The organism is Candidatus Burkholderia verschuerenii (assembly GCF_001189365.1).
In the GTDB taxonomy this organism is placed as follows: Bacteria; Pseudomonadota; Gammaproteobacteria; order Burkholderiales; family Burkholderiaceae; genus Caballeronia; species Caballeronia verschuerenii.
Genome location: NZ_LFJJ01000013.1, coordinates 1 through 24491 on the forward strand (window position 1 = coordinate 1; position 24491 = coordinate 24491).

Here is a 24491-nt window from a genome sequence, read left to right on the forward strand (position 1 = left end):
CGGATGCCTGGCTCCCTCAACCTCGCATTCTTCATCCATGGCCTGATCGGCGCTTTGTCGTCAAGCACTCAAGGTAGGAGCCCGGTGCCTAAATTGGGCACGCCGGGATCTGTGCGGGGGGTGTTCAATAATGGACATCCCTACCGCAATCGTTCTGATCACGCGCGTTACGGACGCGCCGCGACCTCGTCGAGATGCAGCAGCAGATCGGCGGGGTCTTCGTAGACGCGCAGCGCGCCCGAGCGCTTCAGCTCGTCGCTGCCGTAGCCGCCCGACAGCAAGCCGACGCCGAGCGACCGGCAACGCCGTGCCGCGAGCATGTCCCAGATGCTGTCGCCGACCATGACCGTGTTCTCGATCGGCACGCCGAGCTTCGCGGCCGCCGCGAGGAAAAGATCGGGATCGGGCTTGGCGTACTTCACCATGTCGCGCGTGACGACGACCTGCTTGGCCGGATCGACGCCCAGCGCTTCGAGATTCACGGCGGCGGTTTCCATGCGTCCGCTGGTCGCGATGGCCCATTTGGTGCCCGCTTGCGTGAGCGCGTCGAGCAATTCGCGCGCCCGACAACGGACACACTTGCGCGCGCAGCCGCGTGTACGTTTCCGCATGCTTCTGACGCAGCCGCTCGACGCGATCCGCGCTGATCTCGCCATGCGTTTCGCGCAGCAGCTGATTGGTGAAGAGCCCACCGCTCATGCCGATCTTGCGATGAATCCGCCATACGGACAGCTCGATGCCTTCCGCGTCGAGCGCTTCCTTCCACGCCAGCACATGCTGATACACGCTGTCCACCAGCGTGCCGTCGAGGTCGAAGAGAAAGGATGTTTCGATTCGCATGTGCGCTCCGTTGAGTTGCTGTCTGTCTGCATGATACCGGCGCTTCGGCAGACGAATCCGGCGTCGCCGCCGCGTCAGATGCGATAATGGATGTTCGCGCCGCAAGGCCCACAATACGCGGATTCCCCGCATAAAACATCTGTATTTTGCATCGATAACGCATGACGGAGCCTACCTTGAGCCGCATCGACAATCCTTCCCGCGACCAGGAAACCGGCGTGGCCGACTCCACGCAAGACACCACGCGCATCGACGACACGCGCATCGGCGCGGTGCGTCCGCTGATTTCTCCGGCGCTGTTGCTCGACGAATTGCCGGTCACGCAGACCGTGCAGACGCTGGTCGAAGATAGCCGCGCCGCCATCGCCGATATTCTGCATGGCCGCGATGACCGCCTCGTGGTGGTGGTTGGTCCGTGCTCCATTCACGATCACGAACAGGCGATGGATTACGCGCGGCATCTGAAGACCGTCGCCGATCGTCTGCGCGACGATCTGCTGATCGTGATGCGCGTGTACTTCGAAAAACCGCGTACGACGGTTGGCTGGAAAGGCTATATCAACGATCCGCGTCTGGACGGCAGCTTCCGCATCAACGAAGGTCTGCGTCGCGCGCGCGAACTGCTGCTGGAAATCAGCGCGCTCGGCCTGCCGACCGGCACCGAGTTTCTCGATCTGCTGAGCCCGCAGTACATCGCGGATCTGATCGCGTGGGGCGCGATCGGCGCGCGCACGACGGAGAGCCAGAGTCATCGTCAGTTGGCGTCGGGTCTGTCGTGTCCGATCGGCTTCAAGAATGGCACCGATGGCGGCGTGCAGGTCGCGTCCGATGCGATCGTCGCCGCGCGCGCGAGCCATGCCTTCATGGGCATGACCAAGATGGGCATGGCCGCGATCTTCGAGACGCGCGGCAACGACGATTGCCACGTCATTCTTCGCGGCGGCAAGCAAGGCCCGAATTACGATGCGGCGAGCGTCGCGGCGGCATGCGGCGCGCAGGCAACGCTCGGTCAGCGCGAACAGGTGATGGTCGACTGCTCGCACGCCAACTCGAACAAGTCGCATCAGCGGCAGATCGCGGTGGCGGAAGATATCGCCGGGCAGTTGTCGGCGGGCGAACGGCGCATTACCGGCGTGATGATCGAAAGCCATCTGGAGGGAGGACGCCAGGACCAGAAGCCGGGCGTGCCGCTCAAGCGCGGCGTGTCCATCACCGATGCCTGCCTCGGCTGGACGCAAACCGAACCGGTGCTGGAACTGCTCGCCAAGGCGGTGCGGCAGCGTCGCGCGGGTTAATCGTTCGGTCGTTTCAGTCGTCGCACCAATGCGGTGCGACGTTTCACGCAAGCTTCACTTAAGTAGTAATACGCATGGGCCGTTAACCAGTACGATAGACCGATAGCCGAAATACAGGCCCATGTCCCTAAGCCTCGCTCCCGATACGCAACGCCGCAGCATCGAACAACTCATCGCGGAGAACGCGCTCAGGGCTGTGTTTCAGCCAATCGTGCGATTTGCCGATGGTGAGATCATCGGCTATGAAGGGCTGATTCGCGGCCCGCAAGGCACGCCGATGGAATCGCCCGCTGCGTTGTTCGAGCAGGCGGCGCGCGAGCATCGCGGCATCGAGCTTGAGCAGGCGGCGGCGCGCGTCTGCATGGCGGCGTTCGCGGCGCTCGATTGCAAGAGCATGCTGTTCATCAACTTCAGCGCATCGGCGATCGAAGCCGGCACGAACGCGCGCGAAACCGCCAGCGATATCGCGCGCGATTGCGGGCTCGACGCGCGGCGTCTGGTCGTCGAACTCACCGAGCAAAGCGTGATTGCCGATGCCGAGCGTTTCGGCGCGAGCGTGCGTGCCTTGCGCGCGGCCGGATCGCAATTCGCGCTGGACGATTACGGTTCGGCGAATGCATCGATGAATCTGTGGGTACGGCTCGCGCCGCACTTCGTGAAGATCGATCGCTTCTTCGTCTCCGATATCGCGCGCGATGCGCTCAAGTTCGAAGCCGTGAAAGCGATGGTGTCGTTCGCCAACGCGAGCGGCGCGCAACTGATCGCGGAAGGCATCGAGACCGAAGCCGACCTGGAAATCGTCCGCGATCTGGGCATTGCATGCGCGCAGGGTTTTCTGCTCGGACGTCCCGCCGCGCGGCCGGCGCTTCGCTTGCCGGACGCGGTGTCGCGCACGCTGCGTTCCGCGCAGATCGCGGTGTATCCCGCGCATACGCGCACGGGCGCGACCGCCGACATGAACGCGGAGATGCTCGAGCGCATGCTGGTCGCCGCGCCGACGCTCACCGTCAAATCGCGCAACGACGATGTCGTCGCGCTGTTCAATCAGGCGCCGACGTTGCACGCGGTTGCGATCGTCGATGGCGGCGGCAAGCCGGTCGCGTTGATCAACCGGCGCGCGTTTATGGATCAGTACGCGTTGCCGTATCACCGCGAATTGTTCGGCAAACGGCCGTGCATGCAGTTCGCGAGTCTCAAGCCGCTGATCGTGGAGCGCGGCTCGACGCTCGAGCAGATCGCAAACCTTTTCGCCGACGACGATCAGCAACTGTCCGATGGCTTTATCGTCACGCGGGACGGCGTGTACGAAGGTCTCGCGACGGGTTCGAGCATGGTCCGCGCCGTCACCGAGATGCGGCTCGAAGCGGCGCGCTACGCGAATCCGCTGACGTTTTTGCCGGGCAACGTGCCGCTCAATTCGCATATCGACCGCCTGATCGCGAACGGTGCGGCCTTCGTCGCGGTGTACTTCGATCTCGATCACTTCAAGCTGTTCAACGATCGCTACGGCTATTGGCAAGGCGATGAAGTGCTGAAGATCACCGCGAGCACGCTGGCATCGGTACGCGAGCCGACGCGCGATTTTCTGGGGCATATCGGCGGCGACGATTTTCTGCTGCTGTTCCAGAGCGACGACTGGCGTGCGCGCGTCGAACGTGCAATCGATATGTTCAACGAAGTAATCAAGCGTTTCTATTCGCCCGAAGAGCGCCTGGCGGGCGGCATTCAGGGCGAGGACCGCCTCGCGCGTCCGACTTTCTTCGGCTTCGTGCGGTTGTCGGCGGGCGCGGTGCGCATCGGTCCGGATGCCGCGCGCGGCAGCGCTCACGTGAGCACGGCAGCGGCGGTCGCCAAGCGGATGGCGAAGAAAGAAGCGAGCGGGTTTGCGGTGCTCGAACTGGCGGAGTTCAGGGCGGCGGGGATGGATTGAACGTGCGCGCTTATCGCGGTTCTTTCGGTACTCGCCCCATCAAATAAAACTCGTCGTTCGGCCGCATCGACATCACGTTCGCCATTCGATTCGACAAGCCGAAGAACGCGGTGATCGCCGCGATATCCAACGCGTCTTCGTCGCTGAAACCGTGCGTGCGCAGCGCTGAAAAATCCGCATCCTCGACACGTCCCGCTTCGGTGCAGACCTTCAGTGCGAAATCGAGCATGGCGCGCTGACGCGGCGTGATATCCGCCTTGCGATGATTCATCGCGACCTGATCCGCCACCAGCGGATTCTTCTCGTAGATGCGCAAGATCGCGCCGTGTGCAATCACGCAGTACAGGCAATCGTTGACCGCGCTCGTCGCCACCACGATCATCTCGCGCTCGCCCTTGGTGAGGCCGCCTTCCTTGAGCATCAGCGCATCGTGATAGGCGAAGAACGCGCGGAATTCATCGGGCCGATGCGCGAGCGTCAGAAAGACGTTCGGCACGAAGCCCGCTTTCTCCTGCACTTCGAGAATGCGCGCGCGGATATCGTCGGGCCAGCTCGACGGTTCGGGAACGGGATAGCGGCTGATCGGCTTGCTGGTCATGGTGTCTCCGTGTTGTGTGCGGTGATTGTGCGTTGATTATGCTTCACGTCACTGCTTCACCGTCAGCGATACGAACAGCTTCAGCAAGCTCTCCACGTTCACAGGCTTGACGAAGTGATAGTCGAAGCCCGCCGATTGCGCGCGCAGACGATCTTCCGCTTGCCCATATCCCGTGACCGCTATCAAGAGCGGCGAACTTTCCCCCTTGCGCCGCAACCGCCGCGCGAGCTCGTATCCGTCGATATCGGGCAGACCGATATCGAGCAGCGCGACATCGGGATCGAACGGCGCGGCCGCTTCGAGCGCCTGCTCCGACGAATACGCGACGCGCGCCACATGTCCCTCCGATTCGCACAGCATCGCGAGGGAATCGGCGGCGTCGCGGTTATCGTCGACCACGAGGATGCGCAGCGCCTGTCGCGTCTCCGATGCATTGTTGTCCGATAACGGATGCGCCGAATGCCGCTCATGATGATGCAGACGCGGCAGCCTGATCGTCACCGTCGTGCCGAGACCCGGCCCCGGACTGTGCACGGTGATCGTGCCTTTATGCATCTCGACCAGCTTCTTCACCAGCGACAAGCCGATGCCGAGTCCGCCGTTCGACCGATCGAGCGTGCGCTCGCCTTGCGAAAACAATTCGAACACCTTCGGCAGCAGATCGGCGGAAATGCCGGTGCCCGTATCGGCGATGACGATCGACACCGACGCATCGTCCGCATGCACGCTCACCGTGATGCGTCCTTGCTCCGGCGTGTATTTGCTCGCGTTGTTGAGCACGTTGACGAGAATCTGCGACAGCCGCGTGACGTCGCCGCAGACCCATGTCGTGACATCGGTGACATCGACGGCGATATGCTGCGCGCGCGATTCCACCATGCCCGCAATGGCCTCGACCGCGTGATACACGGCCGTGCCCACGAGAATCGGTTCGAGCTGCAACGCGATGCGCCCCTGCGTGATGCGCGACACTTCGAGCAGATGGTCGACGATGCGCGTCATATGCTCGACCTGCCGGCTCATCAGGCTGATCAGTTCGCGCGTGTTCGGCTGCACTTCGCGATCCTTGTGCAGCAGCGCGATGGCCGTGCGCATCGGCGCAAGCGGATTGCGCAACTCGTGCGCGAGCATTGCGAGAAACTCGTCCTTGCGACGGCCCGCTTCGCGCAGCGCGAGTTCCATCGACTTGCGATCGGTGATATCGATCAGACAACCGATGATGCGCAATGGCTCGCCGTGATTGTCGCGCTGAAGCAGCGCGCTGCCCTGCATCCAGCGCTCGCTGTGCACGTTGCGCATGCGAAACTCGAACGGACCGCCCGGATCTTCACCGGACGATAGCCGTTGCAGATAACGATCGAGCGTGCCCGCGTCATCGGGATGCACGCGCGCGAGGGCCGTGTCGTACGTGATGGTTTCATCGACGAGCGGCTCGCTGCCGGTTTCGAAGTGCAGGGTCCACGTCGTCAGTTCGAGCGAGACGATATGAATCTTCGCGGCCTGCATCGCCACCGTCAGACGCAGGCTGCGCGCCTCGATGGCCGCTTGCGCCTCGTATTGCGCGGTGACGTCGGTGGTGGTGCCGAACCATTCCTGCAGATTGCCGCGACTGTCGTGCAGCGGCGCGGCATGCGCCTGCACGGTGCGATACACGCCATCGAGACGTTGCATGCGAAAGATCAGCGTCGTCGCGACGCCTTGCTTGACGGCATCGAGCCACGATTCGCGGATGCGGTCGCGATCGTCGGGATGAATAAAGTCGAGCCAGCCCCAGCCGGAGAGCATATCGGGCGGCGCGCCGGTGAAGCGTTCCCACTCGCCGCCGGACGGACGAATCTCGCCGTTGGCATCGGCGGACCAGACCAGCGCGCCGGTGGATTCGACCAGCGCGCGATAACGCCGCTCGGACAGACTCAGGCGCTCTTCATCGGCCCGTTGCGCGCTGATATCGAAGCTCACGCCGTACACGCGCGTCGCACGCCATGACGATCGAACTCCGGATGCCCGCGCATGCGCAGCCAGCGGCGCGCGGATTCGTCGCCGTCGAGCAGCATGAAGTCGAATTCGAACGGACCGCCTTCGCGCAGCGCTTCGGTCAGCTTGCGCTGAAACGGCTCGCGATAGCCGGGCGCGACGCGATCCCAGATTTCCGACAGCACACGGCTTCGGTGCCGGGCGGAAACGAGTAGAGCGCCGCGAGTTGCGCGGTCATGCGCACGACGCGGGTCTTCATGTCCCATTCCCACGCGCCCATGCGCGCGCGAAGGCGGCTTTCAAACGCCGTTCGCCGGCCTCGTACATCGCCCATGCGTGACGGCACTCGTGCACGTCGATCGCGACGCCGACCGTATCGTTGATCTGTCCGTCCTCGTCGCGACGCGCCTGCAGATGCAGCGTATGCCAGCGAAACGTGCCGTCCGCGCGCAATAGACGCACGTCGACATTGCGCAGCAGCGTGCCGTCGCGCATCTGGCGTAATGCGTCGAGCACGGGCTGGACATCCTCGGGATGGACGAACGCTTGCCAATGCCGCCCGACCAGGTCGGGAGCGGCGATACCGAGATATCGGCAAGCCCAGGGGTTGCCGTACTGAATGCTCCCGTCGCGTGCCGCGCGCCAGACGAACGACGGTAAAAAATGAGCAGGATCGTACATGTGCGTCCTTGCTTCGAATGATGTGGCGCGATGCGTCGCCAGGCGCGCCCCTAGAAGTTCAGCAATAGATTAGGGATACCATACAACAAAAGCCATAGGGCTAAGCCGCCCATCGCTGCACATTGCATACAGCGGCAGCAAGTCTTGCCGATCGGCCATCCGATGCGTCTTTTGGCATCTGCCGAAATAGCACGATCGGTCTGAATCGTTGTGTCTCGTTGCGCTCAATCAGCCCGCTTCGCCGACATCCTTGGGATCGGGCAAGTCGCGGCCCTTGCCGGGTTCCGGTGGCGCCGGCTGATTTTTCGCGTTGCGGCGCTGTTCCTCGCTCAAGCGGCGATCCGCGAGATTGGGATCCTCGGGCGTCTGCTTCGGCGGCGTCGTACGGTCGTGCTGTTCGCTCATCTGCACACCTCCATTGATGATGGCTGTAATCAGGGCGCAACCTGTGCGCATGAGGCGTGCCTAAACTTTGTCCTTCGCGCCGCCGCCGAAGCCTGGGCATAGCGAATGCTATCGCGTGGCGTTCTTATTGCACGCTGCTTACTCCGTTATGAAGCCGCTTAAAACGCTATTGCTCTGCGCCGCCATTTCGTCCGTCGACGCGCAAGCCGCATCGATCGGATCGGCGCCTTACGGCACGACCCAACAAGGGCAGGCGGTCGTGCAATACACGCTCGCCAACACGCGCGGCGTGACGATGAACTGCATCACATACGGCGGCATCGTTACGCGGCTCGAAGTGCCGGATCGATACGGGCATCGCGCGGATATCGTGCTGGGCTTCGCTTCGCTCAATGATTACGAGCGTAATAACGGCAAGATCCATTTCGGCGCGTTGATCGGGCGCTATGCGAATCGCATCGCGGGCGGGCAATTCGTGCTGCAAGGGCAGACCTATCATCTGCCTGTCAACGAGCCGCCCAATACCTTGCACGGCGGCCCGCACGGTTTCGACGAGAAAATATGGAGCGTGGTGAAGACGTTTCAGGGCGCGAAGGGCGCGGGCCTGCAACTGCGCTATGTCAGTCCCGATGGCGAGAACGGTTTTCCCGGCACGCTGACCGTCGATGTCACCTACACGTTGACCGAAGACAACGAAGTGCGCATCGACTATCGCGCGAAGACGGACAAGCCGACGGTCGTCAATCTCACCAATCACAGTTATTTCAATCTGGCGGGCGAAGGCAGCGGCAGCGTCGAGAATCAGCTGATCATGATCGCGGCGTCGAGTTATACGCCGACGCGCGCCGATTCCATCCCGACCGGCGAAATCGCATCGGTCGAAGGCACGCCGCTCGATCTGCGCGCGTTGACGCTGATCGGCGCGCGTCTGCGTTCGTCGTTCCCGCAGATGCGATACGCGCGCGGTTACGACCACAACTGGAAGCTCAATAAAAACGGCCCACGCAACGACGAACCCGCCTTCGCCGCGCGCGCCTACGATCCCGCCAGCGGCCGCGTGCTCGATTTCTACACGACGCAGCCCGGCTTGCAGTTCTACATGTCGAACGGGCTCGACGGCAGCGCCGTCGGCAAGTCGGGTTCGGCGTATCGGCAGACGGACGGCTTCGCGCTGGAAGCCGAGCATTTTCCCGATGCGCCGAATCATCCGGCGTTTCCGTCGACCGAGCTCAAGCCCGGCGAGGAATATCACGAGGTAACGGTGTGGAAGTTTGGGGTTCGATAAGGCGAGCGCGTCAGGTCAGCACGTTCCACAGCACCAGCCTCAGCACGAGTCCCACCACCGACACGATGGTCTGCAACACCGACCACACCGCGACCGTCTGCTTCAACTTGAGGCCGAAGTATTCGCGGACCATCCAGAAGCCCGCGTCGTTGACGTGGCAAAAGAACACCGAGCCCGCGCCGATCGCCAGCGCCATCAGCGAGTTGTGCGTCGCGGACAGGCCGCTCACCACCGGCGCCACGATGCCCGCCGTCGTCGTGGTCGCAACTGTCGCGGATCCGGTCGCCTGACGCAGCGCCACCGCGATCAGCCACGCCAGCAGCAGCAAGGGCAAATGCGCGCCGACCGCGATCTTGCCGATGGTCGCGCTGATGCCCGCGTTGACCAGCATCTGCTTCAAGCCGCCGCCCGCGCCGATGGTCAGCAGGAGCGCGGCTATCGGCGGCAAGCTCTTGCGCAGAATTCCGCCGACGCGATCGCGCGCCATGCCGCGCGACCAGCCGAGCATCACGATGGCGAACAGCACGGTCAGCGCAAGCGCCACCAGCGGCTCGCCGACGAAATCGAGCGCGTCGTACAGCAGCGTGTCTTTCGTCAGCGCGAGCTTGGCGACGGTGCGGCCCAGCATCATCACGACGGGCAACAGGATGGTGACGAGCGAGATCGCAAAGCTCGGCTGCGACGCGCCGCCCGCCTGCTCGGTGAAAAGCTTGCCCATTTCCTCGGGCTCTTCCACATGCAGACGCTTCGAGATGAACATGCCGTACAACGGCCCGGCCAGCACGACGGCGGGCAGCGCGACGATCAGGCCGAGGCCGAGCGTCAGGCCCAGGTCCGCATGCAGCGCGCTCACCGCGATCAGCGGTCCCGGATGCGGCGGCAACAGCGCGTGCAAGGTCGTCATCCCGGCGAGCGCGGGTATGGCGATGCGCAGAATCGGCTGCTTCGAGCGGCGCGCCATCACGAAGATGATCGGCACCATCATCACGAGGCCGACTTCGAAGAACAGCGGCAGCCCGACGATGATCGCGACGGCGGCCATCATCCACGGCAGCGTTTTGGGCGTCGAGTGATCGAGCAGCGTGGTGACGAGGCGATTGGCCGCGCCGGATTCGGTCATCAGCGCGCCGAGCATGGCGCCCAGCGCGATGATGATGCCGACATCGCCGAGCAGCGCGCCCGCGCCCTTGCTGAACGCTTGCGAGATCGCTTCGAGCGGTTGATGCGCGGCGAAGCCCGCGACGAAGGTGCCGACGAGTATCGACAGGAACGGCGCGAGTTTGAGCACGCCGATGGAAACGATGATGATGGCGAGCCCGAGCGCGCAGGCGATCAAAAGCTGGGTGTCGTGAGCGGACCACGCGGCGAGAGTTGTCGTTGGATTCACGTTGACCTTGTGCTGATGCAGATCGGCGAGCATGCCGATGCGATTACGATTTACTTTCGTTGTTGCTTTCGTTTTACATGCCGTGCGCGCGATGGCGCGACATGTCGGGCGTGAAGCCCCGTCGTAATAGCACTTTTTGAGATATCGGTCAAAAACCGCGCGGTTCAGTGCGGCCGTTGCGGCTGCGTCTGAGCAGGCGTTTTGTGTTTTGCATGCAGGATGCCAACCGGCGCGGCCGGCATTTTGCATGCAATCGAGCGGTGAGCGGAAAACTAACGCGCGATGCGTTCAGGCCGCTTCCTGCTCCGGCCCGGTCTTGCGCTCCGTCTGATCCAGCATGTCCAGCAGCTTGAGCACGCGCGCCCGCTGCACGGAAACGAGGTCGTTCTCCTCCGACAGCACGCGCAGGCGCATGCGCCAGTAAGGGCGATCGAGGCAGCCGAGCGGCGCGATCTCCGTCGAGTTGACGAAGGACGTGATCATGTATTCCAGATGATCGAGTTGCGCGTCCGCGCCGCGCGCGGGCTTGAGCGTCGCGCGCGTGCTTGCCGGATAGTCGAGGGCTTGCGATTTTTTCATCTCAGTCTGCCCGCACTGTTTTCCTTTTTTGTTCCTCTGCATGCCGTATGAAGCGAGCGCCCGGTTCGGGGCCGCTTAGCAATGTATACGGCGCATTGTGGAGAAACTTGAAGGCCGCGCTCAGCATTCGGCATGCCCGCATCGCTCCGACATTGAGGATGACTCGATGCTTATCCGTAACGCTTGCTTGGCGCTTGCATGCCGTGCGATGCTTCGCCGTGCCCAGAAAACAGCAGCCATAGCAACCATAAAGCCGTGGGAGACCAGTCCGGTTCATCACCCTTGGAAGGAGTGAGCATGATCGTACTGACGAGGCAGCACAGGTATCGCGCGCGCAGCGTGTTGGGCGCCTGGATTTTGTTCGGTGCAGCAAGTACCGCGGCTTATGCGGATACGCAGACATTGGCGCCATTGCAGCCACCACCGAGCGAGCTATACGGCGATCTGTTCGTCGCGGTGCAAACGGCGCAGATCTTTCCCGATCAGAAGACTTTCGTCGACTCGACGCCGAAGATGGCGCCTGCGCAGATCGTCCAGCTTTACGAGCAGCAGAAGCTCGCGCCGAACTTCTCGCTCAAGGCCTTCGTCAACCAGTACTTCACGCCGCCCGCCAATCAGACCTTGCGCGAACACATCGACTGGTTATGGCCGCAACTCACGCGCACGACGACCACCGCGCCGCCCTACAGTTCGCTCATCCCGATGCCCAAGCCTTATGTCGTGCCCGGCGGACGTTTTCGCGAGGGCTACTATTGGGACACCTATTTCACGATGCTCGGCTTGCAGGAAGCCGGCCGCGAAGATCTCGTCGACAACATGCTCGACAACTTCGCGTATCTGATCGATACCATCGGCCATATTCCCAACGGCAATCGCACGTATTACGTGAGCCGTTCGCAGCCGCCGTTTTTCTCGTACATGGTGGAACTGGCCGCGCGCAAAGAGGGCGGTCGCGTCTATCAGAAGTACTTGCCGCAACTGCGCCGCGAACATGCGTACTGGATGCAGGGCGCTGACAGTCTGCAACCCGGCGGCGCGGTGCGCAATGTCGTGATGATGCCGGATCGCACCGTCCTCAATCGCTATTGGGATGCAAGCGACACGCCGCGCGACGAGTCGTATCTCGAAGACGTGCAGACGGCGGCGATGGTGCCGGGCCGCCCGAAGAACGAGGTGTATCGCGATCTGCGCGCGGCGGCGGAAAGCGGCTGGGATTTCAGTTCGCGCTGGTTCGGCGACAACCAGACGCTGACGTCGATCCGCACGACATCGATCGTACCGGTCGATCTCAACAGCCTGATGTTCCATCTCGAGACGACCATCGCGATCGCTTGCGGCGAGGCGCGCGACTTCCGCTGCGTCGGCGATTACATTCGGCAGGCGGCCAGGCGCGCCATCGGCATCAATCGTTATCTGTGGAATGAAAACGGCTATTACGGCGACTACGATTGGAAGCTCGGGCAGCCGCGCAATAATCCGTCGGCGGCGATGCTGTATCCGCTATTTGCGAATGCGGCGTGGCCGGATCGCGCGTACAAGACCGCGCGCACGGCCGAGACCGTGTTGCTGAAGCAAGGCGGCCTCGCGACGACGACGTTCAACACCACGCAGCAATGGGACGCGCCGAACGGCTGGGCGCCGTTGCATTGGATCGCCGTGCAGAGCCTGCGCCGCTATGGCCGCGCCGATCTCGCGCAACAGATCGGCACGCGCTTTCTGAGCGACGTCAATCACGTCTACGACACCGAACACAAGCTGGTCGAGAAGTATGTCGTGGAAGGCGCGGGAACGGGCGGCGGCGGTGGCGGCGAATATCCGCTGCAGGATGGCTTCGGATGGACCAACGGCGTGACGCTGCGCCTGCTGGATCTGTACGCGCCGGGGCAGTAAGCGCGGTCGAGGAGGCGTCGCGGAGAACTCGCTACACTGCAACGTAGTTCGATATCGGAGAGAACGTCCGTGACGCTTCCCAACGTAAAGGCATTCGTATTCGATGTATTCGGCACCGTGGTGGACTGGCGCGGCGGCGTCGCGCGCGAGGCCGCGCCGTTTCTGCAGCGCTATGGCAAGCCCTGCGCGCAAGCCGACGATTTCGCCGGTGCCTGGCGCAGCCGCTACGTCCCCGCGATGAAAAAAGTGCGCAGCGGCGAGCGGCCGTTCGTGCGACTCGACGTGCTGCATCGCGAGAATCTCGACGACTTGCTGGCGGATTTCTGCGCCGATCCGCAAGCGGTCCCGAAGGACGCGCTCGACGAACTGAATCTCGCGTGACATCGGCTGGATCCGTGGCCGGATTCGGTGCCGGGCCTGACGCGATTGAAGGCGCGGCACATCATCGCGCCGGCATCGAACGGCAATATTCGCTTGATGGTCGATATGGCGAAGCACGGCGGCCTGCCGTGGGACACGATCCTCGGCGCGGAGATCGCGCGCAGCTTCAAGCCGAATCGCGAGGTCTACGAGCGCACGGTCGACGCGCTGATGATGCAGCCCGAGGAAGTGTGCTTCGTCGCCGCCCATAACGACGATCTCGCGGCGGCGCGATCATGCGGGCTCAAAACCGCGTTTATCGCGCGGCCTTACGAGCATGGCCCGAAACAGGTCAGGGATTTCGAAGCCGACAGCGATTGGGATGTGATCGTCAAAGGCATCGACGAACTCGCCGATGCGGCCGGTGCCTAGTTGAGTCAAAACGCGATGACGGCGTGTTAGCCGTCATCGCTTATCGTCAGGCAATGCCTTCGACGATACGGAAGTCGCGCTCGCATGCATCGCCGAGCACTTTCAGCGCTTCCTGATACTTTGCGCTATTGAAGGTCGCGATGGCCTGATCGAGCGAATCGAATTCGATCAACACGGTGCGCTCCTTGATGCCGTAGCCTTGCGTCATTGCAGCGGTACCGCGCACGAGCGGACGGCCGCCGTGTTCCTTGATGGCTTCCGTCGCGAGCTTCGAATATTCCTGCACCTGTTCGGGCTTGTTGATCTTTCGGTATGCGCTGACCCAATATCCTTTTGCCATGTCCATCTCCTATGTTCGTTGTGCGGCGCGTGCCGCGATGCGTTCGGTGCGTCGGCCAGCATAGCAAAGAATCGCTTGATGTCTTCGCTCGTCTTCAATCGGCGGCGTACTTGCGATCGAGTTCGTCGAAGAAGGGCTTGTTCACTAGCCGCTGACGTTCCGCGAATGGTGCGACGATAGCTGGGTCTTCATCGAGCCGGCCTTGCTGCTTGAGACCGGAGAGCGCCGTCTGCATGCCGCGCACCGCGCCTTGCAGTGCGGTATTGGCGTACAGCACGAGACTGAAGCCGAGTTGCGCGAGTTCGTCGCGGCCCGTGACGGGCGTCTTGCCACCGATCACGATATTGATGAGTTGTGGTGCATCGAGCAGCTTGGGCAAGGACGCGATCTGTTCCGGCGTTTCCACCGCTTCGATAAAGAGAATGTCCGCGCCCGCGTCGACGAAAGCGCGCGCGCGCTCGATCGCCGCATCGAAGCCTTCGACCGCACAGGCATCCGTGCGCGCGATGATCTGAAAGTTCGGGTCCTCGCGCGCATCGACCGCCGCGCGGATCTTGCCGACCATTTCGCTCGTCGTGATGACGCCCTTGCCCGCGAAGTGGCCGCATTTTTTCGGCATCACCTGATCTTCGAGCTGGATCGCATCGGCGCCGGCGCGCTCCAGCGTGCGCACCGTATGACGCACGTTTACCGCATTGCCGAAGCCCGTATCGGCGTCGACGATCAGCGGCAGGTCCACCGCATCGCGGATGCGTGAGGTATGCTCCGCGATTTCCGTCAGCCCGATAAACGCCAGATCCGGCAAGCCGAGCGACATGTTGGTGACGCCCGCGCCCGTGATGTAGAGCGCTTCGAAACCGAGATCGGCGGCGACGCGCGCGCTCATCGCGTTGAACGCGCCCGGCAGCAGCAGGGCATTGCGCGCGTTCACGCGTTCGCGAAACGCGGCGCGGCGGGAGGAAGTGGTGGTCATGGCTTGAGGTCCGCAAAAGTTGGAATGAGCGCTGGGCGCCTCCGTCATGCTAAAGCTTCCGCACGATGCACGCAGCATGATCGCGCGTCTGGATGGACAATGAGCACGAACGAAACAGGAGCATCGCATGAATGAACCGCTGAAGGATCTGCCCTTGCCGGAGCGCATCCGCTCGCGCATCGTCGATAACGGCAATGGCCTCGCTATGCATGTGCTCGAGGCGGGTTTCGAAACGTCGGGGCGTCCGTGCATCGTGTTGCTGCACGGCTTTCCCGAACTCGCTTATAGCTGGCGCAAGCTGATGCTGCCGCTGGCCGATGCGGGCTATCGCGTGATCGCGCCGGATCAGCGCGGCTATGGCCGCACCACGGGCGGCGATGCATCGTACGGCACGAACGATCTCGATGCCTTCGCATTCCCGAACCTCGTGCGCGATGTGCTCGGCCTGTTGTCGGCGCTGGGCATCGGCCGCGTCGCGGCGGTCGTCGGACATGACTTCGGTTCGCCGGTCGCGGCATGGTGCGCGCTGATTCGGCCCGATGTGTTCGCCGCCGTCGTGATGATGAGCGCGCCCTTCGCGGGACCGCCGACTTTCGCGTTCGGCGGCGCATCGGACGATCTGCCGCACGAGCCGGCCGAATCGCCTGCTGCCGCGATGGCGCATGCCGTCGCGGGACTCGCCACGCTCACGCCGCCGCGCAAGCATTATCAGTGGTATTACTCGGGACCACAGGCGAACGACGACATGCTGCGCGCGCCTCAAGGACTCGCCGCGTTTCTTCGTGCCTACTTCCATATGAAGAGCGCGGACTGGTCCGGCAATCAGACGCATCCGCTCAAGGAAATGTCGGCGCAGGAACTGGCGCAATTGCCGGCGTATTACGTGATGCAGGCGGATCGCACCATGCCCGAGACCGTCGCCGAGCATATGCCCGATGCAGAGCACGTCGCGCGCTGCGCTTGGCTTTCGGATGACGAACTCGCGATCTACGCGAGCGAATACGCGCGCACGGGTTTTCAGGGCGGCCTCAACTGGTATCGATGCGGCACCGACGAGCGCTTCGTCGCCGCGCTACGCCTGTGGTCCGGCTGCACGATCGATGTGCCCGCGTGTTTCATCGCGGGCAGCAGCGACTGGGGCGTGTACCAGCGCCCCGGCGATGTCGAACAGATGCGCGTGCGCGTCTGCACGCGCTTTCGCAACGTGCATCTGATCGAGGGCGCGGGGCATTCGGTGCAGCAGGAGCAGCCGAAGACGGTGGCGAATCGCATCGTGCGCTTTCTCAGGCAGGAATCGCCGGACTTCTGATATGCACGAAAACTGAAACCGTTTCATCTTGTAACTGCATCCTACGAAAAGAAACGATCGGAACTTAGGCATTTTTCTTTTGGTCCACGCACCGCGCGCCCGCCATTCATAAAAGGCGCGTGAACCAAGAGGAGAATACCGATGGACAACAACCGCGTTGCCGCGCTCGATGCAGGCCGGGCGCTCGCGATCGTCGGGGTAGTGGCCGTACATTTGTCGTTCCAGTTTCCCAATCTGCCCGGCGGCGTCACGCTGATGGCGCGCATGGGGCAATACGGCGTACAGCTTTTCTTCGTGATCAGCGCGATCACCATTTTCATGACGCTCGAAACGGATCACGCTCGCTGCGCGGGCGTGCGTCATGTCACCTTGCGTTTCTATATCAAACGTTTCTTCCGCATTGCGCCGCTCTATTACGCGGCCATCGCGATCTACGGGCTGATCAGTTACGGCGCGGCGCGTTCGGGTATCGAGCGGGCATGGGTTCTGGGCGTGCACGGTCCCGTCGATGTGCTGCTCAACATGCTGTTCCTGCATGCGCTGTCGCCGACGGCGATCAACAACGTGGTGCCCGGCGGCTGGTCGATCGGCGTCGAAATGCTGTTCTACATGATCGCGCCGCTGCTGTTCTTCCTCGCGATGAATCGCGTGCGCTTGATGTTCGCGACCGTCGTGCTGCTCGCCGTATCCGCCGCCGTTTTATCGATGAGCGATTGCAACGGCACGCTCGAATGCAACGTCCACAACAACTCGTTCAGCTATTTCTGGCCGCCCGTGCAGGGACCGTGCTTTATCGTCGGGATGTGGGGATGGTATGCGTTTCGCGAGCATTTGCTGGGCGCATCGACCTTGACGCGCCGCGCGCCGTGGATGTATCTGTCGCTCGCGGCGGGCTTCGCGTTGTTGACCGCCGCGTTAGGCGTGTGGCTCGACAAGGCGCATGCGCTCGCGCCGATCGTCGCCGCATGCAGCGCGGTGGCGTTTCTGCTGTTCGTCTGCACGCGGCGCGCGCGCGTGCATCGCGCGGAAGGGGAGAAGAGAACGGTGCCGGGCGAACGTGCCGTGCGTCGATGCGCGGCGGCGCTGGGCCGCGAGAGCTACGGCATCTATCTGTGGCACTTTATCTGCGTGTACGTGACCTTCCATTTCTTCGAAGGCCGTTTTCACGCCGAGGATCACGAGACGTCGATCGCGCTGTACGTGACGACGCTTACCGTGGTGCTGCTCGCGTCGTATGTGTTGTCGCGCGTATCGGACCGGTTGATTCAGGGACGCGCGACGCGTTTGTCGCGACGGCTGCTTGCATCGGTCGATCGGCGTTTCCATGCGATGCGCGATACACGCATCGCACGGGACACGCTGACGGCACGACTCAACCGCCCGACACTTCCAGCGGACGTTCGGCCTTCGTACGCAGACCGTACGCCGTAAGCATGCGATACAGCGTGACGCGCGAGATGCCGAGTTCGTCGGCCGCTTCGCCGAGGCGTCCGCGATGGCGCAGCAGCGCCACTTCGATCGCCTGACGCTCCGCCATTTCGCGCGCTTGCGCGAGCGTCATCGGCGGCGCTTCGGCGTATTCGCCGAGTTCGAGATCGCTCGCCAGAATCTGCCGGCCTTCCGACATGACGATGGCGCGGCGCACGCGATTGATAAGCTCGCGCACGTTGCCCGGCCAGCCGTAGTTATGCATCGCGGCGATCGCGCACGGCGAGAAACCGCGCAGACGGCGGCTCGCATCCTTGCGGAAGCGCTCGAGCATGTGATTGGCAAGCAGCTCGATATCCTTGCCGCGCACGCGCAGCGGCGGCTCGTCGATCTGCAACACGCAAAGACGGTGATACAAGTCCGCGCGGAAGCGGCCTTCGATCATCGCGGCCTGCATGTCGACGTGCGTCGCGGAGATGATGCGCACATCGACATCGGTCGAAGTCTGTCCGCCGAGCCGTTCGATCTTGCGCTCCTGCAGGAAGCGCAACAGGCTCGCCTGGCTTTCGAGCGGCAAGTCGCCGATTTCATCGAGAAACAGCGTGCCGCCGTTGGCCGCTTCGACGCGGCCGATCTTGCGCTGATTCGCGCCCGTGAACGCGCCGCGCTCGTAACCGAACAGCTCCGATTGCAGCAGATGCGGTGGAATCGCGCCGCAGTTGATCGCGACGAACGGCTGATCGCGACGCACCGAACGTTCGTGAATGGCGACCGCGGTGAGTTCCTTGCCGGTGCCGGATTCGCCGGAGATGACACGGGCGCGTCGGTCATCGCAACCTTGCGAATCGAACGATAAAGCGCCTGCATCGCGTCGCAGGAGCCGACCATCGCGCTTTCCTTGGCGTCGTCGCGGCGCGGGTCGTTGCTTGCGGCGTCGTGCAGTGCCACCATGCCGTATGCATGGCCCACTGCATCGACGATACGGTCCGCGCCCGAAGGCAGCGTCACGTAATCGAAGCAGAAATCGCGGATCAGACGGCAGATGTCCGGGTTCTCGACATGCTCGGCATCGACAGTCGCGACCCAGCCGATCTGAATGGACGACAGCAATTCGGTCAGCGCGCCGGTGTCCTTCGCAAAGCCGCGGCTCGTCAGATCGACGATGCCCGCCGCCGCGCGCTTGCCGCTGCGTGCGCCGCCATTTTTGGGCGGCTTGGCCGGATCGACATATTCGATCGTCCAGCCCCGCGCGCCGAGACGTTCGGATAGATCTTCCGGTACGGTCCGACCGGCGAAATACAGTGTTCTTGTTTCCCCGTTCATGAGTTTTCTCGTTGTTCTTTGATATGCGCCAAGTATGCGCTTTTATCGGCCAGCCTAAAACATGGCGCAAACGATTGGCGCAATTTGAATGTTTGAATTGATCAGCCGAATTCGATTAAAAACGCTTGGGAATTTTTTTCGACATGCTTGTCTCGTATGGAGAATGCGGTATAAGCGTTAGCAAACAGTTTGCGCATGAAAATGCCTAAGCAATGATGTCGGCAGCTTTTACTGAATCGACGCATCGTGCGGAAAATTTCTGTGAGTACATTAGTGACGACCCGATTTGGCGTTTAGCTGAAATATCAGATAATTAAACCATCAGACTGAAACGCGTTCATCAACACGGCGATTCGAACCTGGCGATACGCACTTCAACCCGCACTTCGAGAACTTTCACCTCTGACGAATATCTGTCGAAACATGGACACTGCCGAACCCATGACCCCGACCAGCCAGCCGCGCCTGTTGCTCGTGGACGACGATCCCGCGATGATTCGCATCGTCGGCGAAATGCTCGCCGAGTTCCCCGACCAGCGTTTCGCCACGAGCGGCGAGTCGGCCATTGCACTGGCCCGCGAATCCATGCCCGATCTGATTCTCCTCGACGCCAACCTGCCGAACATGACCGGCTTCGACGTCTGCGAAGTCCTCAAACGCGACGCGAAGCTCGCCAACGTGCCCGTCATCTTCGTCACGAGCCACGATGCGCCCGCGCTCGAAGCCGACGCCTTCCGCATGGGCGCGTCCGACTATACGTGATCAAGCCGCTCGTCGCCGCGCGTCTGCAGGCGCGCGTGCGTGCGCAACTGCGGCCGCGTCAGCGCGTGCAGGACATCGCGGCGCGTCTGCAACACGGTGGCGGCGCGACTATCGAGCCGCCGCAAGCCAGCACGCGCGTGCTTGCCATTCTCGATAAATCCACCGCCGACACGCATCACGACGCGCTCGAAGCCATCGGCGCGCTCGATCTCGCGAGCGACTGCGCGAGCGCGCTGGTCACGGCGCGCGACACGCCGCCGGGCATCATCGTGCTCGACGCGCGTTGCTGCGCGGGCGATACCGGCGATGCCGTGCGCGCGCTACTCGCGGCGCATCCGCATGTGCCGGTCGTCGTGCTGGCCGATAACCGTGATATCGGCACGGAACGCGCCACGCTTGATGCCGGCGCGGCCGATATGATCGCGCATCCGGTGCGCTCGGCGATTTTGCAGGCGCGCATGCGTGCCGCGCTCGCCTCGGCGCTGCGCGCGGAAGAGGAGATTCGCGCGCTGCTCGATCCGTCGAAGCACGCGAGCGTGCATCCGTTTCCGAACGCGCGCGCTAGCGCGTCATTCGATCGACGCGGACGGCGCGCAGGCAATGCGCGCGCGTCCAGCGCGTTTCGCTTCGTATAGCGCCAGGTCGGCGGCCTTGAGCAGATCGGTGGGCGAGGCGTCGGCGGCGGCCGCGTGCAGGGCCGCCACGCCGACCGAAATCGTCACGTGCGGATCGACGCCGGACGGCAGATGTTCGATCGCGAGCGCGCGCACCTGATCGACCATGCGTTGCGCGATCGACTGCGCGCCCGACAAATCGGTATTCGGCAAAAGGCACGCGAATTCTTCGCCGCCATAACACGCGACCTTGTCGTAAGGGCAGCGCAAGGCTTGCACGAGCGCCTTCGCAATCGACTTGAGGCACGCGTCGCCGGCCTGATGGCCGTATTGATCGTTGAAGCGCTTGAAGTAATCGACATCGACCAGCAAGAGCGCGAGCGACGCGCCTTCGCGCGCGCAATGCCGCCAGTCGGCATACAGGTCTTCGTCGAACTTGCGGCGATTCGCGACGCCGGTCAGGCCGTCGAGCAGCGCATTGGCACGCAGCATGTCGCCTTGCAGCTTGAGCGTCAGATGCGTGCGCACCCGCGCGCGCGATGACCGGATTGATCGGCTTGCTCAGAAAATCCACCGCGCCGAGTTCGAGCGCCTGCACCTCGTCGTCTTCGCGATCCTGCGCCGTGATGAAAATCACCGGCACATCGCTTGTCAGCGGATCGGCCTTGAGACGGCGGCAGACCTCGTGGCCGTCGAGATCGTCCATCACGACATCGAGCAGGATGAGATCGGGCGATTCCGCCTGCGCGATCTGCACGGCCTGCGCGCCGGTGGTCGCCATGAACACGTCGCACTCGTGGCGGAACAGCTCGTACAGCACGCGAATATTCACCGGCTGGTCATCGGCGATCAGCAGCTTGGGCCGACGATTCGCATGCAGTAGCCAGCTTTGCAGCAGCGCTTCCATGATCAGGCTTGCTCCAGCAGTTCCCGCGCGATGGCGGACGCACGCGGGAAATCCAGCGCCCGAACGCGTGCGAGGAAGCGTTCGAAGTCGGCGCGATGCGTGTCCGGCGTATGCGGCGATAGATTCTCTGACAACGCAATCGCTTGCAGGTTCGATGAGTCGAGCAGCGTGACGATCGCATGAAGCCGGTCGCGCCAGGCGTCGTCGGCGATCGGCTCGACATAGGCGGGCTCGCGCGATGCGGGCTTTGCGTGCGCGAACGCATTCGTCAGACGCTCGGCGCTGGCCGCCAGCAGCCGCTGCATGCGCGGCACGTTTTCCGCGACGGACGCGAGCGTGCGGGCGGTGTCGCCGGTATCGAGCAGATCGCGTTCGAGCTTGCTGGCAAGCTTGGCCAGCACGGTTGCGCCCACGGTGCCCGCCGTGCCTTTCACGCCGTGCAGCACGGAGGCCGCGCCGGAAACATCGCGGGCCGGCCGCGAGCAGGGCGGCGAGGCGCGTCAGCTGCTTCTCGGTCTGCGCGCCGAAGCCGTCCAGCGAGCTGCGAATCAGATCGACATTGCCGCCGAAGCGCGTGACGATCGAATCGTAAGGCTCGGTGAGCGTGTCGTCGTCCTGACTCTGCGATGCGGCATCGGCCGGTTCGTCCTGCACGGTGTCGAGCCCGACCTGCTGACGCAGCACCGCCACCAGCCGTTCGACGTCGATCGGCTTGCCGACGTGATCGTTCATGCCCGCGTCGAGACAGGTATCGCGATCCGCGTTCGATGCGTTGGCCGTCATCGCGACGATCGGCAGCGTATCGAAGCGGCCGTCGGCACGAATCAGGCGCGTCGCTTCGAGGCCGTCGAGATCGGGCATCTGCACGTCCATCAGCACGACATCGAAGCGCGTATCGCCCATCAGCACCGCTTCGATGCCTTCGCGGCCGCTTTCGGCGAGCGTGACCTTGGCGCCTTCCGCACGCAGCAAGCCTTCCGCGACCTGACGATTGAGCGCGTTGTCTTCGACGACGAGCACGTCGAGCCCGCGCAGACGGCGCGATTTCGCATGACGCGGCGCGAGCGCTTCGGCCGGCGCATGCACGTCGCGCGACATCGCGGTGCGGATCGCCGACATCAGTTGCTTCGGCGTGACCGGTTTAGTCAGGAATCCTACGAATGGCGCGACGCCGCTGTCCTGCGTTTCCTGCAGCACTTCCCGGCCGAACGCGGTGACGAGCAGCACGCGCGGCGGCTCGGCGTAACCGCGCATCGTGTTGATGAGTTTGGCCGCGTTTAGACCGTCGAGGTCGGGCATGCGCCAGTCGAGCCGCGCGATGTCGTAAGGCGTCTCGCCGCGCATGGCATCGCCGATGCGTTCCACCGCGTCGATACCGCAGGTCACGAGATCCGCTTGCCAGCCGAGCGATCGCACCGTGCGCGACAGAATCTCGCCCGCCATGAGGTTGTCGTCCGCGATCAGGATGCGCACCGGACGCGCGAGCAGATCGTCGGCATCGCGCGGTTCGACGGCATCGTGCTGCACGCCGAGCGGAATGTCGAACCAGAAGCGGCTGCCTTCGTTCACGCGGCTTTCCACGTCGAGGCAACCGCCCATCATCGTGACGAGCCGCTTGCAGATGACGAGCCCGAGACCCGAGCCGCCGAAGCGCCGCGTGGTCGATGCTTCCGCTTGCGTGAAGTCTTCGAAAATACGCTGCAACTGCGTTTCGCTGATGCCGATACCGCTGTCCGACACCGCGACGCGCACCTGCACCTGGTCGTCCGCGCCATGCAGCAGATGCATGCTCACGACCACTTGTCCCGCCGAGGTGAACTTGAGCGCGTTGCCCGCGAGATTGATCAGCACCTGTTGCAGGCGGAAGCCGTCGCCGATCAGCGTGCGCGGCAGTTCCGGGTCGAGGTCGAACAGCACTTCGACATCCTTCGTCCCCTGATTGCCGGAGAGCACGACGCCGAGTTCTTCCATCAGGTTTTCGGGCTGGAACGGATGGCTGTCGAGTTGCAGTTTGCCCGCTTCGATCTTCGAATAATCGAGGATGTCGTTGAGCAGGTTCAACAGCGATTTCGCGGCGGTTTCCGCCTTGCTCACATAGTCCTGCTGACGGCGATTGAGCGTCGTTAGTTGCACGAGATGCAGCATGCCGAGCACCGCGTTCATCGGCGTGCGGATTTCGTGGCTCATGTTGGCGAGGAAGGACGACTTCGCGGCGCTCGCGGCATCGGCCTGTTCCTTCGCTTCGCGCAGCGCGCTTTCGAGTTCGTATTGCGCGGTGATGTCGTAGTTCACGCCGGTCATGGCAATCGGCGCGCCATAGGCATCGCGCTGAATGTGCAGGCCGGTCTGGATACGGCGCTCGGTGTCGTCGGGCAGCACGATGCGAAACGGCGGCATGTCGCGCAGCTTGCCTTCGAGGCGGCCTGCAGACGCGTGTTCATCGCTTCGCGATCGGCGGGATGCAGACGCGTGCGCCAGTGTTCGATATTCAGCCCGTTATCGAGCAACTCGCGCGGATACTGATAAATCTCGAACATGCGCGCGTTCCAGTGCAGCCGGCCCGATGCGAGATCCCACGACCAGATGCCGATTTCGGCGATATCGGCGGCGAGCAGCAGTTGATCGCGCGCGTCGGCCAGATCGCTGCGTTCCTTCTTCTGACGCGAGATATCCGTGATGACGGAGACGAAATGCGGCGCGCCGTCCACGCGCATCGCGCCGGTCGAGACATGCGCGGGGAACGAGGTGCCGTCCTTGCGCAAGCCAGCGAGTTCGCATTCGGCATTGGGCATGCCGACGCCCGTCATGAACTGCTTGATATATTCGTTGTACGAATCGAGTTGTACCGGTGGCACGAGAATGCGGATGTTCTGTCCGATCACTTCGCTCGCCGCATAGCCGAACACGCGCTCGCCCGCATTGTTGAACGAGCGGATCGCGCCGCGCTCGTTCACGGTGATGATCGGATTGATAGCCGTATCGAGCACCGTGCGCGTGGTCAGCAGGCTGCGCGTGAGCGCCTGTTCCACCTTGCCGCGCGAGGTCGTCTGACGCACCAGCGTGGAGCCGAAGAAGCCGATCACCAGCGCCAGCATGGCGGTCACGCCCGCATGCCAGAGCGTGTCGTGCCACCACGGCCACAGGCCTTCGTCGCGCGAGAGGGCGGCCGTCACGAACAG

20 protein-coding genes and 5 pseudogenes are annotated in these 24491 nt (G+C 63.1%); 9 read left to right on the forward strand and 16 right to left on the reverse strand.

Features of this window, described 5'->3' with window-relative positions; translation table 11 throughout:
* Positions 1 to 167: 167 nt before the first annotated feature.
* Positions 168 to 840 (reverse strand): annotated as a pseudogene (locus tag BVER_RS04755) (HAD family hydrolase).
* Positions 841 to 1016: 176 nt separating this feature from the next.
* Here BVER_RS04755 and BVER_RS04760 point away from each other — a divergent pair.
* Both BVER_RS04760 and BVER_RS04765 read left to right on the forward strand, forming a co-directional pair.
* Positions 1017 to 2135 (forward strand): 3-deoxy-7-phosphoheptulonate synthase, encoded by a 1119-nt coding sequence (locus BVER_RS04760; RefSeq protein WP_050452307.1) that lies wholly within the window; start codon positions 1017 to 1019, stop codon positions 2133 to 2135.
* A gap of 121 nt (positions 2136 to 2256) precedes the next feature.
* Complete coding sequence (locus BVER_RS04765) at positions 2257 to 4065, forward strand: GGDEF domain-containing protein (RefSeq protein WP_050452308.1); 1809 nt, start codon at positions 2257 to 2259, stop codon at positions 4063 to 4065.
* Between the two features lie 10 nt (positions 4066 to 4075).
* Here BVER_RS04765 and BVER_RS04770 read toward each other — a convergent pair whose 3' ends face one another.
* The 5 genes from BVER_RS04770 to BVER_RS32340 form a co-directional block, all read right to left on the reverse strand.
* Positions 4076 to 4663, reverse strand: coding sequence for a peroxidase-related enzyme (locus tag BVER_RS04770; RefSeq protein WP_050452309.1), 588 nt, complete (start codon positions 4661 to 4663; stop codon positions 4076 to 4078).
* Positions 4664 to 4711: 48 nt separating this feature from the next.
* Complete coding sequence (locus BVER_RS04775) at positions 4712 to 6622, reverse strand: PAS domain-containing hybrid sensor histidine kinase/response regulator (RefSeq protein WP_232316377.1); 1911 nt, start codon at positions 6620 to 6622, stop codon at positions 4712 to 4714.
* Positions 6619 to 6822: a hypothetical protein gene (locus tag BVER_RS33365; RefSeq protein WP_232316378.1), complete on the reverse strand. Its 204-nt coding sequence runs from the start codon at positions 6820 to 6822 to the stop codon at positions 6619 to 6621. Before BVER_RS33365 ends, BVER_RS04775 begins: the two co-directional genes overlap by 4 nt.
* 70 nt (positions 6823 to 6892) lie before the next feature.
* Entirely contained in the window at positions 6893 to 7318 is a 426-nt protein-coding gene (locus BVER_RS33370) for a PAS domain-containing protein (protein ID WP_232316379.1), read from the reverse strand.
* A gap of 228 nt (positions 7319 to 7546) precedes the next feature.
* Positions 7547 to 7723, reverse strand: a complete 177-nt coding sequence (locus BVER_RS32340) for a hypothetical protein (RefSeq protein WP_198155157.1) — start codon at positions 7721 to 7723, stop codon at positions 7547 to 7549.
* A gap of 148 nt (positions 7724 to 7871) precedes the next feature.
* Here BVER_RS32340 and BVER_RS04780 point away from each other — a divergent pair, with 148 nt between their 5' ends.
* The gene (locus BVER_RS04780; RefSeq protein ID WP_050452310.1) at positions 7872 to 9008 is read left to right on the forward strand and encodes an aldose epimerase family protein; all 1137 of its coding nucleotides are present in this window, start codon (positions 7872 to 7874) and stop codon (positions 9006 to 9008) included.
* A 10-nt stretch (positions 9009 to 9018) separates the two neighbouring features.
* Here the strand turns inward: BVER_RS04780 and BVER_RS04785 are convergent, their stop codons facing one another.
* Positions 9019 to 10395 carry a GntT/GntP/DsdX family permease gene (locus tag BVER_RS04785; protein WP_083452043.1) on the reverse strand — a complete coding sequence of 459 codons (1377 nt, stop codon included), beginning with the start codon at positions 10393 to 10395 and terminating at the stop codon, positions 9019 to 9021.
* A 288-nt stretch (positions 10396 to 10683) separates the two neighbouring features.
* Positions 10684 to 10974 (reverse strand): hypothetical protein, encoded by a 291-nt coding sequence (locus BVER_RS04790; protein ID WP_050452312.1) that lies wholly within the window; start codon positions 10972 to 10974, stop codon positions 10684 to 10686.
* A gap of 297 nt (positions 10975 to 11271) precedes the next feature.
* Between BVER_RS04790 and treA the strand changes: the two genes are divergently transcribed.
* Entirely contained in the window at positions 11272 to 12864 is a 1593-nt protein-coding gene (gene treA / locus BVER_RS04795) for an alpha,alpha-trehalase TreA (RefSeq protein ID WP_050452313.1), read from the forward strand.
* A 69-nt stretch (positions 12865 to 12933) separates the two neighbouring features.
* A pseudogene (locus BVER_RS04800) lies at positions 12934 to 13656 on the forward strand (haloacid dehalogenase type II).
* Positions 13657 to 13702: 46 nt separating this feature from the next.
* On the opposite strand, the gene BVER_RS04805 reads toward BVER_RS04800, so the two are convergent.
* Both BVER_RS04805 and BVER_RS04810 read right to left on the reverse strand, forming a co-directional pair.
* Complete coding sequence (locus BVER_RS04805) at positions 13703 to 13996, reverse strand: DUF1330 domain-containing protein (RefSeq protein WP_050452339.1); 294 nt, start codon at positions 13994 to 13996, stop codon at positions 13703 to 13705.
* A gap of 94 nt (positions 13997 to 14090) precedes the next feature.
* A complete protein-coding gene (locus tag BVER_RS04810; protein WP_050452314.1) occupies positions 14091 to 14969 on the reverse strand; it encodes an isocitrate lyase/PEP mutase family protein in 879 nt (292 codons plus the stop codon).
* Between the two features lie 127 nt (positions 14970 to 15096).
* Between BVER_RS04810 and BVER_RS04815 the strand changes: the two genes are divergently transcribed.
* Together BVER_RS04815 and BVER_RS04820 are read left to right on the forward strand one after the other, a co-directional pair.
* The gene (locus BVER_RS04815) at positions 15097 to 16278 is read left to right on the forward strand and encodes an alpha/beta hydrolase (protein WP_198155158.1); all 1182 of its coding nucleotides are present in this window, start codon (positions 15097 to 15099) and stop codon (positions 16276 to 16278) included.
* Positions 16279 to 16419: 141 nt separating this feature from the next.
* Positions 16420 to 17709 (forward strand): acyltransferase family protein, encoded by a 1290-nt coding sequence (locus BVER_RS04820; RefSeq protein ID WP_083452040.1) that lies wholly within the window; start codon positions 16420 to 16422, stop codon positions 17707 to 17709.
* On the opposite strand, the pseudogene BVER_RS04825 reads toward BVER_RS04820, so the two are convergent.
* Positions 17651 to 19029 (reverse strand): annotated as a pseudogene (locus BVER_RS04825) (sigma-54 dependent transcriptional regulator). The gene BVER_RS04820 and the pseudogene BVER_RS04825 overlap by 59 nt on opposite strands.
* Before the next feature lie 441 nt (positions 19030 to 19470).
* On the opposite strand from BVER_RS04825, the gene BVER_RS33375 reads away from it, so the two are divergent.
* Complete coding sequence (locus BVER_RS33375) at positions 19471 to 19791, forward strand: response regulator (protein ID WP_232316380.1); 321 nt, start codon at positions 19471 to 19473, stop codon at positions 19789 to 19791.
* On the forward strand, positions 19788 to 20426 hold the full coding sequence (locus BVER_RS04830; protein ID WP_232316381.1) for a response regulator transcription factor: 639 nt from the start codon (positions 19788 to 19790) through the stop codon (positions 20424 to 20426). Before BVER_RS33375 ends, BVER_RS04830 begins: the two co-directional genes overlap by 4 nt.
* Here the strand turns inward: BVER_RS04830 and BVER_RS33380 are convergent.
* The 5 genes and pseudogenes from BVER_RS33380 to BVER_RS33405 form a co-directional block, all read right to left on the reverse strand.
* On the reverse strand, positions 20361 to 20897 hold the full coding sequence (locus tag BVER_RS33380; RefSeq protein ID WP_232316387.1) for a diguanylate cyclase: 537 nt from the start codon (positions 20895 to 20897) through the stop codon (positions 20361 to 20363). The two genes, BVER_RS04830 and BVER_RS33380, sit on opposite strands and share 66 nt — an antisense overlap.
* Positions 20898 to 21009: 112 nt before the next feature.
* A pseudogene (locus BVER_RS33385) lies at positions 21010 to 21312 on the reverse strand (response regulator); the annotation flags it as partial.
* Positions 21313 to 21314: 2 nt separating this feature from the next.
* On the reverse strand, positions 21315 to 21758 hold the full coding sequence (locus tag BVER_RS33390) for an Hpt domain-containing protein (RefSeq protein ID WP_332309067.1): 444 nt from the start codon (positions 21756 to 21758) through the stop codon (positions 21315 to 21317).
* Positions 21759 to 22050: 292 nt separating this feature from the next.
* Positions 22051 to 23709, reverse strand: a pseudogene (locus BVER_RS33395) (response regulator); the annotation flags it as partial.
* Positions 23610 to 24485: a PAS domain-containing protein gene (locus BVER_RS33405; protein ID WP_232316383.1), complete on the reverse strand. Its 876-nt coding sequence runs from the start codon at positions 24483 to 24485 to the stop codon at positions 23610 to 23612. The pseudogene BVER_RS33395 and the gene BVER_RS33405, both read right to left, overlap by 100 nt.
* Positions 24486 to 24491: the final 6 nt, after the last annotated feature.

Bases quoted from the DNA above. Each gene is read 5' to 3' on its own strand.
- BVER_RS04810 (WP_050452314.1), bottom strand. From the start codon at position 14,969: ATGACCACCACTTCCTCCCGCCGCGCCGCGTTTCGCGAACGCGTGAAC.
- BVER_RS33380 (WP_232316387.1), bottom strand. From the start codon at position 20,897: ATGCTGCGTGCCAATGCGCTGCTCGACGGCCTGACCGGCGTCGCGAAT.
- BVER_RS33370 (WP_232316379.1), bottom strand. From the start codon at position 7,318: ATGTACGATCCTGCTCATTTTTTACCGTCGTTCGTCTGGCGCGCGGCA.
- BVER_RS04815 (WP_198155158.1), top strand. From the start codon at position 15,097: ATGAATGAACCGCTGAAGGATCTGCCCTTGCCGGAGCGCATCCGCTCG.
- BVER_RS04780 (WP_050452310.1), top strand. From the start codon at position 7,872: ATGAAGCCGCTTAAAACGCTATTGCTCTGCGCCGCCATTTCGTCCGTC.
- BVER_RS04805 (WP_050452339.1), bottom strand. From the start codon at position 13,996: ATGGCAAAAGGATATTGGGTCAGCGCATACCGAAAGATCAACAAGCCC.
- BVER_RS33375 (WP_232316380.1), top strand. From the start codon at position 19,471: ATGACCCCGACCAGCCAGCCGCGCCTGTTGCTCGTGGACGACGATCCC.
- BVER_RS04790 (WP_050452312.1), bottom strand. From the start codon at position 10,974: ATGAAAAAATCGCAAGCCCTCGACTATCCGGCAAGCACGCGCGCGACG.
- BVER_RS04765 (WP_050452308.1), top strand. From the start codon at position 2,257: ATGTCCCTAAGCCTCGCTCCCGATACGCAACGCCGCAGCATCGAACAA.
- BVER_RS32340 (WP_198155157.1), bottom strand. From the start codon at position 7,723: ATGAGCGAACAGCACGACCGTACGACGCCGCCGAAGCAGACGCCCGAG.
- BVER_RS04770 (WP_050452309.1), bottom strand. From the start codon at position 4,663: ATGACCAGCAAGCCGATCAGCCGCTATCCCGTTCCCGAACCGTCGAGC.
- treA (WP_050452313.1), top strand. From the start codon at position 11,272: ATGATCGTACTGACGAGGCAGCACAGGTATCGCGCGCGCAGCGTGTTG.
- BVER_RS04820 (WP_083452040.1), top strand. From the start codon at position 16,420: ATGGACAACAACCGCGTTGCCGCGCTCGATGCAGGCCGGGCGCTCGCG.